11 protein-coding genes and 1 pseudogene are annotated in these 14,087 nt (G+C 62.0%); 8 read left to right on the forward strand and 4 right to left on the reverse strand.

The window, feature by feature from the left end; genetic code table 11:
- Nucleotides 1–24: 24 nt before the first annotated feature.
- Entirely contained in the window at nt 25–1,986 is a 1,962-nt protein-coding gene (locus A9K68_RS21950) for a pilus assembly protein TadG-related protein (protein WP_065009658.1), read from the forward strand.
- Between the two features lie 154 nt (nt 1,987–2,140).
- Nucleotides 2,141–2,773: a LysE family translocator gene (locus A9K68_RS21955; protein ID WP_065009657.1), complete on the forward strand. Its 633-nt coding sequence runs from the start codon at nt 2,141–2,143 to the stop codon at nt 2,771–2,773.
- 90 nt (nt 2,774–2,863) lie between these two features.
- Here the strand turns inward: A9K68_RS21955 and A9K68_RS21960 are convergent, their stop codons facing one another.
- Nucleotides 2,864–3,691 carry a DUF2189 domain-containing protein gene (locus A9K68_RS21960; protein WP_065009656.1) on the reverse strand — a complete coding sequence of 276 codons (828 nt, stop codon included), beginning with the start codon at nt 3,689–3,691 and terminating at the stop codon, nt 2,864–2,866.
- A 288-nt stretch (nt 3,692–3,979) separates the two neighbouring features.
- Between A9K68_RS21960 and A9K68_RS21965 the strand changes: the two genes are divergently transcribed.
- Nucleotides 3,980–4,762 carry an SDR family oxidoreductase gene (locus tag A9K68_RS21965; protein ID WP_065009655.1) on the forward strand — a complete coding sequence of 261 codons (783 nt, stop codon included), beginning with the start codon at nt 3,980–3,982 and terminating at the stop codon, nt 4,760–4,762.
- Between the two features lie 121 nt (nt 4,763–4,883).
- Here the strand turns inward: A9K68_RS21965 and A9K68_RS21970 are convergent, their stop codons facing one another.
- Nucleotides 4,884–5,588: a glutathione S-transferase family protein gene (locus tag A9K68_RS21970; RefSeq protein ID WP_065009654.1), complete on the reverse strand. Its 705-nt coding sequence runs from the start codon at nt 5,586–5,588 to the stop codon at nt 4,884–4,886.
- A gap of 107 nt (nt 5,589–5,695) precedes the next feature.
- Here A9K68_RS21970 and A9K68_RS21975 point away from each other — a divergent pair, with 107 nt between their 5' ends.
- Together A9K68_RS21975 and A9K68_RS21980 are read left to right on the forward strand one after the other, a co-directional pair.
- Nucleotides 5,696–6,061: a helix-turn-helix domain-containing protein gene (locus A9K68_RS21975; RefSeq protein WP_065009653.1), complete on the forward strand. Its 366-nt coding sequence runs from the start codon at nt 5,696–5,698 to the stop codon at nt 6,059–6,061.
- A 499-nt stretch (nt 6,062–6,560) separates the two neighbouring features.
- A complete protein-coding gene (locus tag A9K68_RS21980) occupies nt 6,561–7,757 on the forward strand; it encodes an MFS transporter (RefSeq protein WP_065009652.1) in 1,197 nt (398 codons plus the stop codon).
- Nucleotides 7,758–8,082: 325 nt separating this feature from the next.
- Here A9K68_RS21980 and A9K68_RS21985 read toward each other — a convergent pair whose 3' ends face one another.
- Entirely contained in the window at nt 8,083–9,162 is a 1,080-nt protein-coding gene (locus A9K68_RS21985) for a mechanosensitive ion channel family protein (RefSeq protein WP_065009871.1), read from the reverse strand.
- Between the two features lie 443 nt (nt 9,163–9,605).
- Here A9K68_RS21985 and A9K68_RS21990 point away from each other — a divergent pair, with 443 nt between their 5' ends.
- Nucleotides 9,606–10,121 (forward strand): CAP domain-containing protein, encoded by a 516-nt coding sequence (locus A9K68_RS21990; RefSeq protein WP_065012403.1) that lies wholly within the window; start codon nt 9,606–9,608, stop codon nt 10,119–10,121.
- 180 nt (nt 10,122–10,301) lie between these two features.
- Here A9K68_RS21990 and A9K68_RS21995 read toward each other — a convergent pair.
- Nucleotides 10,302–11,021: pseudogene (locus A9K68_RS21995) on the reverse strand (HlyD family secretion protein); the annotation flags it as partial.
- A gap of 254 nt (nt 11,022–11,275) precedes the next feature.
- Here A9K68_RS21995 and A9K68_RS22000 point away from each other — a divergent pair.
- Both A9K68_RS22000 and A9K68_RS22005 read left to right on the forward strand, forming a co-directional pair.
- Nucleotides 11,276–12,409: an efflux RND transporter periplasmic adaptor subunit gene (locus tag A9K68_RS22000; RefSeq protein WP_065012401.1), complete on the forward strand. Its 1,134-nt coding sequence runs from the start codon at nt 11,276–11,278 to the stop codon at nt 12,407–12,409.
- Entirely contained in the window at nt 12,406–13,980 is a 1,575-nt protein-coding gene (locus A9K68_RS22005) for an FAD-dependent monooxygenase (protein WP_156768605.1), read from the forward strand. The genes A9K68_RS22000 and A9K68_RS22005 overlap by 4 nt, the downstream gene beginning before the upstream one ends.
- Nucleotides 13,981–14,087: the final 107 nt, after the last annotated feature.

The following is a 14,087-nucleotide window of genomic DNA, read 5'->3' on the forward strand; positions in this document are numbered from 1 at the left end:
GGTTCTGGCGGGGTGCTGACGGCAATGATCCGAAAATTCGGTAGGGACCGGCGTGGCAACTATACGCTGATGACGGTCATCACCATGGTGCCGCTCATGGGCGGCTTGGCGCTCAGCGTCGACTACTCGGAACTGCTCCGCCAGAAGAACGCTACGTTGAATGCCCTGGACGGCGCCGGCCTGGCTACTGCTCATAAGATCGTCTCCGGCGCAAGCGACGACGACGCCAAGGCCTATGCCAAGACTTTCTTCGAAGCCAATCTCGGCCCTGTCGATCCGGCCAATACGTTGCTTACCGTCACCCTGCCCAACAGCAATGCGGGTGGCGGCACGTTGAAGCTCTGCAGCGCCCTGACGTATCGCCCCTATTTTCTGCCGGCCGCCGCTATGCTGATGGGCGGCGGGACCACCAGCGATACAACCTTCACGGCGTGCTCGGAAATCCGCCTCAAGAACACGCTGGAAGTAGCCCTTGTGCTCGATAATTCCGGCTCGATGAATAATCTGGGTTCCGGCACCGGGGCCAAGCGAATAGACCTGCTGAAGTCTGCCGCCAAGCAGCTTGTCGATACGCTGGCGCTGCAGGCACAGCAGATGAAGCAGGTCACTAAACCGGTGCAGTTCTCCCTGGTGCCGTTCGCTGCTTCGGTCAATGTCGGTCCCACCCATGACCAGGATAGCTGGATGGACCAGGACGGCATCTCCCCGATCCAGCACGAGGATTTCGACTGGACGAAGATGACCCCCGCGAACGATCCGGACAAATACGCTGAGAAGCTCAACGGCGTCTGGTACAAGCGCGGCGCTGGCTGGGGCGACAGCGAGGATCAACCACTGACCCGCTTCAGCCTTTACGCCGACATTACGGTCGAGTCCGGCCGCGAAGAAGTGCCTAACACGAAACAGTATATCTGCGACACCTATAACAAAAAAGGCAACTGCAGCAGCGGCCACTGGACCACTCCGGAATATATCTACACCACCAGTCGCTATGCGAGCTGGCAGGGTTGCGTCGAGGCGAGGCCGCACCCGTATAATAACGAAGATACGACGCCGAACACCGCCACGCCTGCCACGCTGTTCGTGCCGATGTTTGCGCCGGACGAGGCTGGCACCCTCTGGCTCGATTTCAACCGCGACGGCGCTAACGACGTGACCTATTTGTCCTATGGTTACGGCAACAACTGGTGGGCCGACTGGCCCAATTACACCGACAGCCCAACCGCTTCACAGCGGCAGTCGGACATGCGCAAATATTTCCTGGTCAAGCCTTACGGCTCGCAGTCGGCTGCCTCGGGCGACGGCCCGAATGCGTCCTGCACGACCAACCCGATCACGACGCTCAAAGACGTGAGCCAGCTTGCCCAGAAAGACGAGATCAAGAACGCCATCGACGCCATGGCCCCCAACGGCAACACCAACGTGCCGGAAGGCCTTGCCTGGGGCTGGCGGACGGTGTCGAGCAACGAACCTTTCACCGAGGGCCGGCCGAACACCGAAAGGGGCAACGACAAAGTGGTGATCGTGCTGACTGACGGCGCCAATACCTACAGCGCCGTCAGCGACAGCGGCTATGCCAACAACAGGTCGACCTATGCCGCTTACGGCTACACCGGCCTGACATATCCGGGCTCTGGAAGCGTGACGCGCCTGTTCATGAACACGAGCACGGACATCGGCAAGACCACCTATACCGGCGCCAACTACACCGCCGCTCTAGACGAGCAGATGCAGACCCTTTGCGCCAACGCGAAGAGTTCGAACATTCTCGTCATGACCGTCGCGCTCGACCTGTCGACCACCGATGCCGGCGATAAGAAAGCGCTCGACGCGCTGAGGGCATGCTCGTCGGACTCGCGCTTCCGCATGGATCCCACGGATCCGACCAAACCGGCCAAGCTGTTCTGGAACGCGACCGGGGCGACGCTGTCGGACAATTTCAAGGAAATCGCCAACGAATTGTCGAACCTGCGCATCGTCGGCTGACATGTAAGCGGCGATGCGACGGGCTGGCGCAATGGCTTGCGCTGTCATGCTCTTGCGCCTGCGGACTAGCGAGGGCACTTGGAGCGTTCGCCTGACCGTGCACATCGGATGGAGATCATCGGGAGGCGCGGAGTCGCCATCCGGAGATGCACCTGTGCCCGAAGCCGCCAATCATCTCGCCTTCGCGCTGGTCTGCCTCGGCATGGTGCTGACGCCTGGTCCGAATATGATCTATCTGATCTCGCGATCGCTGTCTCAGGGGCCGAAAGCCGGCCTGATCTCGCTCGGTGGCGTGGCGCTCGGCTTTGTCTTCTACGTGTTGTCGGCGGCATTCGGCATCACCGCGCTGCTGCTTGCCGTACCTTACGCCTATGATGCGCTGCGCTTTGCCGGCGCCTTCTACCTCTTGTGGCTTGCCTGGCAAGCAGTGAGGCCAGGCGGACGCTCGCCGTTCCAGGTCCGGGAACTGCCGAAGGACAGGCCGCGCAAATTGTTCGCCATGGGCCTGATGACCAATCTGCTCAACCCGAAGGTGGCGGTGCTTTATCTTTCGCTGCTGCCGCAGTTCATCAGCCCCGGCAAGGGCCACGTGCTTTCGCAGCTTCTGGTGCTCGGCACCACGCAGATTGCGATCAGCCTCACCGTCAACGCGATCATCGCGGTTACGGCCGGCTCGATCGCCGTCTTCCTCGCCGGCCGACCGCTATGGCTGGTGATCCAGCGTTGGATGATGGGCACGGTGCTGACCGCACTGGCCCTGAAGATGGCAACCGACGCGCAGCGTTAACTGAGAGCATCGGACCCAAAAGTGGGTACCGGTTTTGGGAGAATCCGATGCTCAAACGAAAAGATAGAGCGGCGCCACCGCCGCCGTAGCCTACATCGGCCGCCGGTCCTGCTGCGCCCGCTCCGGTTCGACCACCCTGCGATAGAGGTGCCACGTCGCATGGCCAAGCACGGGCATGACGACGGCGAGCCCGGCAAACAGCGGGATCGAGCCGATGACCAGCAGCACGGCCACCATCAAGCCCCACAGCGCCATCTGCAGCGGATTTGTCGTCACCGCCCGTGCCGATGTCTCGATTGCCGAGACCGCGCCGACATCGCGGTCGAGCAGCAGCGGGAAAGCGACGACGGTCGTCGCCAGCACGATCGCGGCGAAGACGAAGCCAGCCGCATTGCCGAGCAGGATCAGCGTCCAGCCTTTGGGCGTTGTCAGCACCTCGCGCAAAAAGCCGCCGATCGAGGCGGGCGGCTGATTGCCGAACAGGCCGGTGTAGATCGATTGCGCGGTGTACAGCCAGAGCAGGAACAGTGCCACCAGCATGACGCCGATAACCGCGATCGCCGGCAGCGCCGGCGAGTGGCGCACGTCGAGCGCGTGCCACCAGGACGTGTCCATGCCGAGTTCGCGGCGGCGGCTGATCTCGTAGAGGCCGATCGCGGCGAAGGGTCCAAGCAGGGCGAAGCCGGACATCAGGGGATAGAGGAGTTGGATGGCGTTGGAGCCGGATGTCGTCCACTGCGCCAGGATCAATCCGACCACCGGATAGATCAGGCACATGAACACGTAATGCGATGGCTTTGCCCAGAAATCCTCGACGCCGAGCCGTAGCACATCCATCAGGTCTGCCGTGGTGATGCGGCGCACCCTGGGCTGCACGTGCATTCCACGCGCGTCCGACATGACATGAAAGCTGGCCATAACCATTCTCCCGTGTGTCGGGGCGGCCACCGCCGGGATGGCCGCCCGTAGCTGCCATTTCAAAAGCGATGGCATGATAGCCGAATTCGATGTGCTTGTCGCGAATCGGGGTGGTGTCGGGGCAAGCGCCGCGCGGCACAGGGCGCGTCCGTGCCGCGCGGCTGGCGTGTGCCAGTGGTGAAAGTCTGACACTTGGTACCGGTGGATGGCAAGAAACCGCCCATAGCCGGGTGCAATGGCTTTTCCAGACTACAACAGTATAGTGCTCGAAACTGGCGGGGTGGTGTGATGTCGACCATACTTGTGACTGGGGCAACGGGTGGGATCGGGAAAGCAATTTGCGAACGGCTTGCGGCCGGTGGCGCGCGGCTGATGGTGGCGGCCCGCAATCAGGTGCGGCTTGAGTCGCTGGTTTCGACCCTGCCTGCACCAGCCGACGGTTCGCATGAAGCTATACCTGTTGATATGGCATCGGATGCCGCGTTGGGCGAGTTTGATCGACACCTCGCCACGTCGGGCCTCAAGCTTGATGGGGTCGTTCTTATGCCGCCCCAACCGCATTCGACCGCTGACCCTATGCCCGAGCCGGAGGTCTGGCGAACGCTGTTTCAGACAAGCTTCGTTGGGCCGTTGTCCCTGTTGAAGTCGGCAATCGCTCGGATGGAACCGGCCCCTGAAGCAGGCCGACGCTGCAAGGTCGTAATCATTTCCGGCATTTCTTCGGCTCAGGTTCTTAGCCACTACGCCACCGCCAACGTCATCCGCACCGCTTGGCTTGGAGAAGCGAAGACGCTTGCCTTTGCGCTAGGCGAAAGAGGTATTCATGTGAACACTCTTTCACTCGGTGGCACGCTGTCGCCCTGGTATCGGGATGCAATTGGCAGGCGAGCGCAGGACGCCGGCGTGACGTTTGAAGAAAGGATTGCGGTCGAGACCGACAATATTCCACTCAAAAAGTATGGGACGCCGTCTGAAGTTGCCGTCGTCGTCGAGGGCTTGTTGTCGCCCCTCACTGATCACATGACAGGCCTGAACATTCTACACGATGGCGGATTCACTCGGGCTTATTGAGGACGCCCTGGGCGCGATTGCGGGGCTGACCTTCCATCTTGTCCGTGATTGCCTGATTGGCGGTCTTTCAGCCTGAGCTGCCCCACACGTCGGGTACCAGTGTCAGGCTTTTACCACTAGTCTAGGCACCAAATCGTTCAATCACCTCGGCCAGCGGAATGTGGCCAAGGCAGACACCTGAACCCGCCGGCTTTTCGCCATCCTCGATGGCCTGCGCATACCGCACGTCCGGATCGCTTTCGATCCGGCGGCGCAACGCCGCCAGCTTGGGGTAGGCGGCGCCGTCGACCGCCTTGTGGAACTCCGCCCAGCGTGCCACGCCAATCAGCGTGGTATCCGCCAGCGTCAGGCGATCGCCGACCAGAAAGTCCGTGTCGACGATCATCGCCTCAAGCCGGTCATGGCGTTCGGCAACCGCCTTGCGGCCAAAGTCGCGCAAGGTCGCCAGCAGGACCGGCTCGGCCGATTCCATTTCATATGCAGCCCAGAGCGGGGTGAAAGCGGCGGTGAAACCGGTGTTCACGAAAGCCATCAGCTGATGCATCCGGTCCGCTTCCGGCGAGCGAGGATCGAAGCTGATGCGACGTTGCGTGTCGCGGGCTTCGAGCCAAGCGGCAATCGCCATGGTCTCGGTGAGCACTCTGCCTTCGTCCGTGATCAACACCGGCGTTTCCTGACGGCCGTTGATGCTGGCATAGTCGTCGTTCTTCATTTCGGTGAGCATGTCGACGCGACACAGGCGGTAAGGCTGTCCGAGGCGTTCAAAAGCAGCGACAAGCCCCATCGAACTTCCCGCCGGGACGCCGTAAAGGAGGATAGGTTCCATTTCTTTGTCTCTTCCATGTTAAGGGATCACGCTGCGCAGCGAAGCTTGACCCTAAACGCTGGTCGTCCCATGTAAATTACGCACTATTCTGTAACCAGGGACCCGCCATGAAAGATGTCGTCTCACGCTGCCCGATCGAAGAGACCATGCGCGTGCTCAGCGGTCGCTGGCCCACCTTGCTGCTCTACTATCTCAAGGACGGGACCAAGCGCTTCAGCGATCTGAGGCGTGACAACCCGACCGTGTCGCACCGCATTCTGGCGCTGGAACTGCGCAAGCTGGAAGAAGCCGGGATTGTGCGGCGAACTGCGCATGCCGGCTATCCGCTACGTGTCGACTATGACCTCACGGCGCCCGGCCTCAAGCTTGTGCCGCTCATCGACGCCCTGGGCGACTGGTGGGAAGATACCGAGGACGATCGGGCCGGCCAGATTTCATCGACGCCGGAAACCAGGCTCGTCAAGGCGGCCTGACCAGTGGTGAAAACCTGATGCCTGCTACCCGAGGCTGGACACCGCTTTGGGTGGGATTTGCCGTCCGGGCCCAATACCGCAATGCGCGGGTAGCGCCCGAAGCCGTTATTGCCGAGCAGATACTCTAACGTCGCGTTCTGGGCCGCAAGCGGACTTGCGGCTTCGAGGCTCGGAATGTCAGAAGCGGACATTTTGGTGCCATGCGTGCATCGACGTGAACTGACCCCTCTCGGACCTTCCCTAAATGCAAGATGACGAGCAGGTATTCTGACCTCCAATCCCGACCCTTGACAGCCAAGTGCAATATGCGCCAGCTGCGTCTTCGGTCGTTACAAGCCGTTGATGCGATATGAATCAGCATTGTTGGGCGGTAGCCTGAGGATTGAAGCCGATATGCGCTTCGCTGAAATGCCTAATGCGACTCCTCATGATCTTCCGGCCCCGTCGAGCGACGCTGCCAAAGCCGGTGACGCCGAGGTGATGAGGGCAGGCTAGATCAGTGCAGCAGATCCGCCCGGCGACTTTTCTTTTTGCGGCACGAGCCCTGCGCGACATGGGCGACGGCTTCGTGGCAATTCTGTTGCCGGTCTATCTCTTGGCATTAGGCTTCGCGCCTCTGCAGGTCGGCATCATAGCAACCGCATCGCTGCTCGGTTCAGCGCTCATGACCATCGCCGCCGGACTCCTTGGTGCCCGACACGATCACCGCCAACTCCTGCTTGCCGCCGCCAGTCTGATGGTCGCCACAGGTGTGGCCCTTGCTGTGGTCCACGACTACGCGCTGCTTTTGGTGATCGCCTTCGCAGGCACCATCAACCCGTCGGCCGGCAGCGTCAGCGTATTCGTGCCTTTAGAGCATGCCGTGCTCACGCGCGAAGTCACTGATGCCGCCCGGACCAAAATGTTCGCGCGTTACAGCCTGGTGGGTGCGCTCGCAGGCGCGGTTGGCGCGCTTGCTTCGGCGACACCTGATCTTCTGGCTCTAGCCGGCTTCGACCAACTCACCGGCATCAAGGCGATGTTCGTGCTTTATGCATTTCTGGGCCTGCTCGGCGGCCTTCTCTACGCGCGAATCCCGCAGCGCCGTCCAGCGTCGGACTCCGGCACCGCGTCCGCGCTCGGCCCCTCGCGCAATATTGTGTTCAAGCTCGCGGCCCTTTTTAGCCTTGATGCCTTCGCCGGCGGCTTCGTCGTCCAGTCGCTGCTTGCCCTGTGGCTTTTCGAAACATTCGACCTGTCGCTCTCGGAAGCGGGCTTTTTCTTCTTCTGGTCCGGCGTACTTTCGGCGTTCTCATTCCCCGTTGCTGCTTGGCTGTCCCGGCACATCGGGCTCATCAACACGATGGTGTTCACTCACATTCCGTCCAGCATTGCTCTGATGTTGGCGGCGCTTGCGCCCACGCTGCCTCTGGCACTCGCCCTGCTGTTGATCCGCGCTGCGCTTTCGCAGATGGACGTCCCGACGCGATCGTCTTACGTCATGGCCGTCGTCACGGAGGCAGAGCGGGCGACGGCCGCGAGCTTCACATCTGTCCCGCGCAGCCTAGCCGCCGCAGCCAGTCCCGCCTTGGCGGGCGCTCTGTTCGCTGCCTCGTTCCGGGCATGGCCCCTCCTGATCTGCGGTGCCCTAAAAATCATTTATGACCTGCTGCTGCTGATGCAATTCCGGCACCTCAAGCCGCCAGAGGAACGGTGATACAGTGTTGTCGGTTGCGGGTGTGTTATACCAGGACGGCTCGACTGATCAGGCCGGGCCGCGGCCTTGTAAAAGCGGCACCAGCCATCAGGGCTGATTTCATCCGCGACAATCTCGCATGCATTCGGCTCCCGGAAATGGGTGCACCCGGCGAAGAACGGGTGTTGTCATGCATCAAAGCCCCGCCAGCTCGCACTATTGCCCTGCAGACACAGGATCAACGAATTGTCCCCGCGATACATCCATGCACGAGCCCGATCAACGGAGCCCATATAGTCGGTCATCCGGGCTTGCCTGCCGCGACGCGGGCGGGGCGTGAGGAAGTTCACCTCAAATTGCTCTTCGGAAACAGCACGCGATCGGGTTTTGCATTCATTCGCGCCAGCATTTCCTTGATCAAGCGTGTTTTGGTGCGCCCCGCTTCCTTCGGCGGCACGAGGTAACGCACGATGGCCTCGAGCCAGGTGTTTTCACTGACGCGAAAATGAACCACGGGATGCTCCTTCACTTCGAGTTCGTCCACCGGCGTTTGTGACAGGATGTGCTTATAGACCTTCACCTTCTGGCTCATGATGTCGCCGATCTGCTCGTCAACGACCTCTCTCATGGTTTTCGCTACGAATTCCAGATCGCTTTCATAAGCGAGCTGGAACTTGATTTCGTTCCAAACATAGGGAAACAGCGGCCAGGAATAGTTGAAGACCGGCGTGTCAAACACGGTGGAGTTCGGAAACTTGATGACGCGTCCGCTTGGATGATCGGTCCAAAGATGTTCGCCGCCGAATTCCCATAACGTCGTGTCGAGATAGCTGACATCAATGACATCGCCATGGGCATCGCCGATGCGAATGCGGTCGCCAACGCGATAAGGCGCCCTGGCCAGAATATAAATCCAGGCGATGAAACTGGAGATCGGCATTTGCAGCGCAAAGCCGAGAATCAGTGAAATCAGGCCGAGTGAAACAACCGCAGCGTACCAGTTCACAAATAAGACCGAAATGGCCACGAAGACGATGGCGACGACGACGACCAATCGAAAAATACGTTGCAGGTTGAAACGCGAAACACGATTGGGAATTCGGCCAATGAGAAAGACTTCGATAACATTGGCAACGGTCAGCATAACGAAAATGAGAAGGCCGCCCCTGACGTAGTTCAGCACGCGAACGCGCAAAGACGCATCAAGCCATTCTAAGCGCCAATTGATCAGGACTTGGATGCCAAAAAGCAGCAAGGCGGCGGCAGCGAAACCAACCGTCCACCAGACATCTTGCTTGCGAAGGCTGAAGCGGAATTTTTCCTCGGGCTTTTTCGCCTTCTGTTCCAAAGTTTCTGGATCAGCAGTCTGTTGCGCGGCCCGTTCGAGTCGGGAAAGGTTCTCCTGTTCCTTGGCGCGCGGTTCCATGGGTTCACCTCCCGATGTGGCCATCAACACCCAGCCAGTGCCTTCTCGTTCCTCGACGGCGGCATTCCGGCAACGACGCAATGTCAGTCGCTGACCGGTTCCTTGCCGGTCCCCGAAAGCTGGCCTTCATTCCGGCGGCCCCGTCCTTAATGAAATAGGGCGGCAAGCAGAAAGATGCGACGGCGCCGCCATATTCGGCAAATGCCTTATAGCCCGATCCGAAATTAAGCTGAGTTTGGCCAAGTGTCTGCCGGCTAGCGGTCTGCGGCGGGAGTGCTCTTGTCGAGAGCAATGCGGCTATCGGCGGTGGTTGGGTGACTATCTTGGAGAATACCGCGCCATAGCGTGCAGTCAGCAGGGTTCGCGGACGGCTAAGGGCCAGTGAGCGAGTTTTTTGAGCGCCGGCCCGGCAAAAGCCATGATCACCGCTATGTCAGTCGGGCATGACCGTTGCCAAAATCGAAAATTCCGATGCCCGATCAAACTTTAACAGGCGAATGCTATTTAGAGCTGCCGGCCTTGCTGCACTGGCCGGGCTCGCTGCCTGCGCCACTGTGCTGCCCACCGGCGAAGGCGCCGGGGTCTCCGCCTCCGCCGTCGGCACACTGGCGGGCATCCGTGCCTCAGCCGGCCTCGGGCCGCTTCTCCCCGACCCTCACCTCGAACAGGCAGCCCTGCAGCAGTCCGGCTATATGGCGCGCGGCGGCCGCATGACCCATACCACAGGCTGGGGCAAGGGATTCGCCTCGCGCGTCAAGGGCAACGGCATTAGCGGTGCTGCCGCCGAAAACATCGCCGAGGGCCGTTTCGATCAGCAGAAGCTGTTCGACATCTGGATGCATTCGGCCGGCCACCGCCGCAACATGCTCGACCCGCGCTTCACCCGCTTCGGTCTGGCCTATGTGCGGGACGGCCGCGACAGCTCGCTGCGCTACTGGAGCCTTGTTCTGGGCAGATAGGAGGTGTGACCGGCAAGTTGACAAGCCGTCAGCCCATATGCGCGGCGGGACCGGCGGTCGAACCAGCCTTTGGCTTGCGCAGCAGGAAAACAAACGGGATGGCAAGCAGCCTTATGATCGTCAGCAGCTTGAAGTCATTGACGTAGTCTCAGGCTTCATCAGCCGATGGACCGAGGTGGTCTATTGCGCCTCACCCGCCGTGGCGTGGCCGAAGATGCTCGGAAGCCCGCGGGAAACGCCGGTGTCCACCGGTGACGGTCGCACTCATGCCGGTGCGCAGCTCCATCTTGGCGTCGGCATCGGCCAGTTGCAGGCGACCTTGACCCCAGTTGCCGGTGGCGTTTTGGGCGGGCAACAGCGAGAACTCGGCCCCCGTGCCGGCGCCAATCGCCTTGACCGTGGCTTCGAACGTCTTACCCGGACAGGTGTCGACCACGATTTCAGCCTTCTGGCCGGGCTTCATATTGGTGAGCTGGATTTCTTTGAAATTGGCATCGATCCGGGTGTTGCCGGTCTCGACCAGCGAAAACAGCGGCGTACCCGAGCCGACATACTGGCCTTGAACGAGGCAGCCTGGCTGATGATGCCGGCGGCCGGCGCCCTGACCGTGGTCTGCCCCAAATCGTAGGCAGCCTTGTCGCCTGCGGCAAGCGCCGCCATCACGGTCGATGCTTGTCGGTCTCGATATCGGGATTGCCGTCAAGCGCAGCCCTGCCGCTGAGGATGCCCTGCTCGGCCGCGGCCAGTTGCTGCTTGGCCTGTCGAGATCGTTCCTGGCCTCCTCCAGCGACGATTTGGCGTTAATGCCCTTGCGGGCAAGGTCGGCGGCCCGGTCATATGCGACTGCGCATAGTCGACCTGGCTGGCGTCGGAGTTCTCCTACGCTACCAGTGTTCTGGTTTTCCCCGGGCGCCCCATTCGAGGACCTTTCAAAGGGCCAGCATGGAAGAGGCCGGTCGCCAAAACATCGGAAAATTTTCAGAATCCGATCGGGATTTCAGCGCCCGAAAAGCCGAATGAAAGCGTGCTGGTGAACGGGCCAATTGACCTATGTTTTCGCGCCAAGGCGCCCGGCCCCGTCTCCAGTTAAGGATCATTGCCGGCTGTCGCGCCCGTTCCGGCGCGCGCCGGCCGCAACATGGATAGGAGACAACATGACTGCCGCATCCAACAGCAGGTTGAAACGTGGCCTCGTCGGCGTGTCGATCGCAGCGCTCGCCTGCGCCGCCGCCGTCACCTGGTACGCTGCCAAGGGCGAGGCCGCGAGCGCAAAGCCGGATGTGCCGGAAGCGAAGCTGGTCAAGGCCGTGACGGTGAAGCCGGCACCGCAGGCGGATAGCCGCCTCGCCATCGGCGAGATCCGCCCGCAGCGCGAAAGCGATCTCGGCTTCCGCTTGTCCGGCAAGCTCGTGCAGCGCATGGCAGCAGTAGGCCAGATGGTCAGGAAAGGCGAAGTGCTCGCCCGCATCGAGGACCAGGATTATCGCAACCGCTTGCGCAGCGCCGAGGCCGATGTCGCGGCGGCGCAGGCCGTGCTGGTCGAGGCGCGTGCCGCCGAAGCCCGCCTCGGAGCGCTGCTTGCCAAAGGCTTCACGACGCGCGCCAATTACGATGCGACGCTGAAGAATTTGCGCTCGGCGCAAGCCAAGCTGCAATCGGCGAACATCGCCTTCGAGATGGCCGGGGATCAGCTCGGCTACACCGAACTGCATGCGGATTTCGACGGCATCGTCACCGCGACCGGCGCTGAAGCCGGCCAGTCCGTCAATGTCGGGCAGATGGTCATTCGCGTCGCCGACCCCGAGGCTCGCGACGCCGTCTTCTCGATTGCGGAAGCCGTCCTCTCGAACGCGCCGCATGGCGCGCGGCCGCCGGAGGTCAGGGTATCGCTGCTGAGCAATCCGGCAATCGCCACGGCGGGAACCATACGCGAAATCTCGCCGGTGGCGGATGCCGCGACCCGCACCTTCCAGGTCAAGGTCACATTGCAGAATGCGCCCCGCGAAATGCGCTTCGGCTCAAGCGTCGCCGGCCGCGTCGATGCTACGGGCAAACCGGTCGTCGTTCTGCCCGGCAGCGCGCTTTTCGACAAGGAGGGCAAGCCGGCCGTCTGGGTCATCACCGCCTCGTCGGCGGTGGAGCTGAAGCCCGTCACCGTCAAACGATACGAGACCGACCGCGTCGTCGTCAGCGACGGCCTTGTCGAAGGCGACATCGTCGTCACCGCCGGTGTCAACCGCTTGCGTGAGCATGAAAAAGTCCGCACCATTGAAGGAGAAGCAAAATGAGCGTGTCTCAGACAAAGATCCTCATCGCCGGCGCCGGCCCAACCGGCCTGACGCTGGCGCTGTGGCTGACCCGCCTCGGCGTCCCGGTCCGCATCTTCGACAAGGCCGCGGGTCCGGGCGAAACCTCGCGTGCGCTGGCCGTCCAGGCCCGCACGCTGGAGTTCCACCGGCAGATCGGCATCGTCGACGATATTCTGTCGGCGGGAGTGAAGCTGGAGCGACTGACGCTGCACACGCCGGCCGGCGTCGCCGCCAGGCTGCCGCTTTCCGACTTCGGCCGCGGCATCAGCCCTTACTCCTTCGCCTTCGCGCTGCCGCAGGACATTCACGAGCGCGTGCTGATCAAGCATCTGCAGCGCGCCGGCGTCGAGGTCGAGCACAATACGGAGCTTGTCGCCTTCGAGGACAATGGCAATTCGGTCGTCGCCACCTTGCACAAGAACGGCAAGGACGAGACTGTCAGCGCCGCCTATCTCGTCGGTAGCGATGGCGCCCGCAGCGCTGTGCGGCATGGGCTGAATATCGGCTTCCCCGGCGGTACCTACGAACAGGCGTTTTACGTCGCCGACGTCAGAGGCCGCGGCGCGGTGACCCCCAATGGCATGGACACCACCATCAGTACTTACGGCTTCGCCATCGTCATGCCGGTCAGGCAGTCGGGTTCGCTGCGCCTGATCGGCATTGTGCCGAAGGCGCATGAGGCCGACGAGACCATCACCTTCGAGGCGATCCGCGCCGAGGTCGAGCGCGACACCGGCATCACGGTGGACGAGGTCAACTGGTTCTCGACCTACCGCGTCCATCACCGCGTCGCCGAACGTTTCCGCATCGGCCGCGTGTTCCTCTGCGGCGACGCCGGCCACATCCACAGCCCGGCCGGCGGCCAGGGCATGAACACCGGCATGGGCGATGCGGTCAATCTCGCCTGGAAACTCGCCGCCGTCATGCAGGGCCGCGCCGACCAGCGCCTGCTCGACAGCTACGAGCCGGAACGCATCGCCTTTGCCCACAAGCTGATCGAGAGCACAGACAGGGTGTTTCGTTTCGTCACCAGCCGCTCGCGCCTGGTCGGACTGTTCCGTCGCTATGTGATGCCGAGGGTACTGAATTTCCTGCTGCACACGTCGTTCGGCTCACGCCGCTTTTTCGGCCTGATTTCGCAGACCGCGATCGAGTACCACGCCGGTCCGATCAGTTCGGGCAGCGCCGGGCGTATCCAGGGCGGCGATCGCCTGCCCTATGTCGCCTCTGCCAGCGGGGACAATTTCGAGCCGCTGCGTTCGTTGGACTGGCAGGTGCATGTCTATGGCGAGGCCAATGCCGAGTTCAGGGCCATGCTCGCCTCGACCGGCATACCCGTCCACGTCTTTGCCTGGTCAGACGCCGCGGAAGCCAGGGGGCTCCACCGCAACGGCGCTTATCTGGTGAGGCCCGACGGTCACGTCGCGCTGGCCTCGACGGTCCAGGAGGCGGCCGCGTTCCAGCGTTACCTCGCCGGGCTCGCCATCAGGCCAAGGCTGGCCGAGCGCGCGCCGTACCGGATCTCAGGCACCATGCACAGCCTGGCCTGAATGCCGCTGGCACCGGCCTGAAGGCCGGCACCGCCCCAAAGCTCCAATCATTAGGAAACGTCAGCCGGCGCAGGCCGGCCGCGCGCCGGACAAGCGCGCGCAAAGAA

The sequence above is a fragment of the Mesorhizobium sp. AA22 genome (assembly GCF_001672375.2).
Taxonomy (GTDB): domain Bacteria; phylum Pseudomonadota; class Alphaproteobacteria; order Rhizobiales; family Rhizobiaceae; genus Mesorhizobium; species Mesorhizobium wenxiniae.

What these genes read in the sequence shown, in the direction of transcription:
- A9K68_RS22005 (WP_156768605.1), top strand. Translation starts at nt 12,406, where the DNA reads ATGAGCGTGTCTCAGACAAAGATCCTCATCGCCGGCGCCGGCCCAACC.
- A9K68_RS21960 (WP_065009656.1), bottom strand. Translation starts at nt 3,691, where the DNA reads ATGGCCAGCTTTCATGTCATGTCGGACGCGCGTGGAATGCACGTGCAG.
- A9K68_RS21975 (WP_065009653.1), top strand. Translation starts at nt 5,696, where the DNA reads ATGAAAGATGTCGTCTCACGCTGCCCGATCGAAGAGACCATGCGCGTG.
- A9K68_RS21970 (WP_065009654.1), bottom strand. Translation starts at nt 5,588, where the DNA reads ATGGAACCTATCCTCCTTTACGGCGTCCCGGCGGGAAGTTCGATGGGG.
- A9K68_RS21990 (WP_065012403.1), top strand. Translation starts at nt 9,606, where the DNA reads ATGACCGTTGCCAAAATCGAAAATTCCGATGCCCGATCAAACTTTAAC.
- A9K68_RS21950 (WP_065009658.1), top strand. Translation starts at nt 25, where the DNA reads ATGATCCGAAAATTCGGTAGGGACCGGCGTGGCAACTATACGCTGATG.
- A9K68_RS21965 (WP_065009655.1), top strand. Translation starts at nt 3,980, where the DNA reads ATGTCGACCATACTTGTGACTGGGGCAACGGGTGGGATCGGGAAAGCA.
- A9K68_RS21985 (WP_065009871.1), bottom strand. Translation starts at nt 9,162, where the DNA reads ATGGAACCGCGCGCCAAGGAACAGGAGAACCTTTCCCGACTCGAACGG.
- A9K68_RS22000 (WP_065012401.1), top strand. Translation starts at nt 11,276, where the DNA reads ATGACTGCCGCATCCAACAGCAGGTTGAAACGTGGCCTCGTCGGCGTG.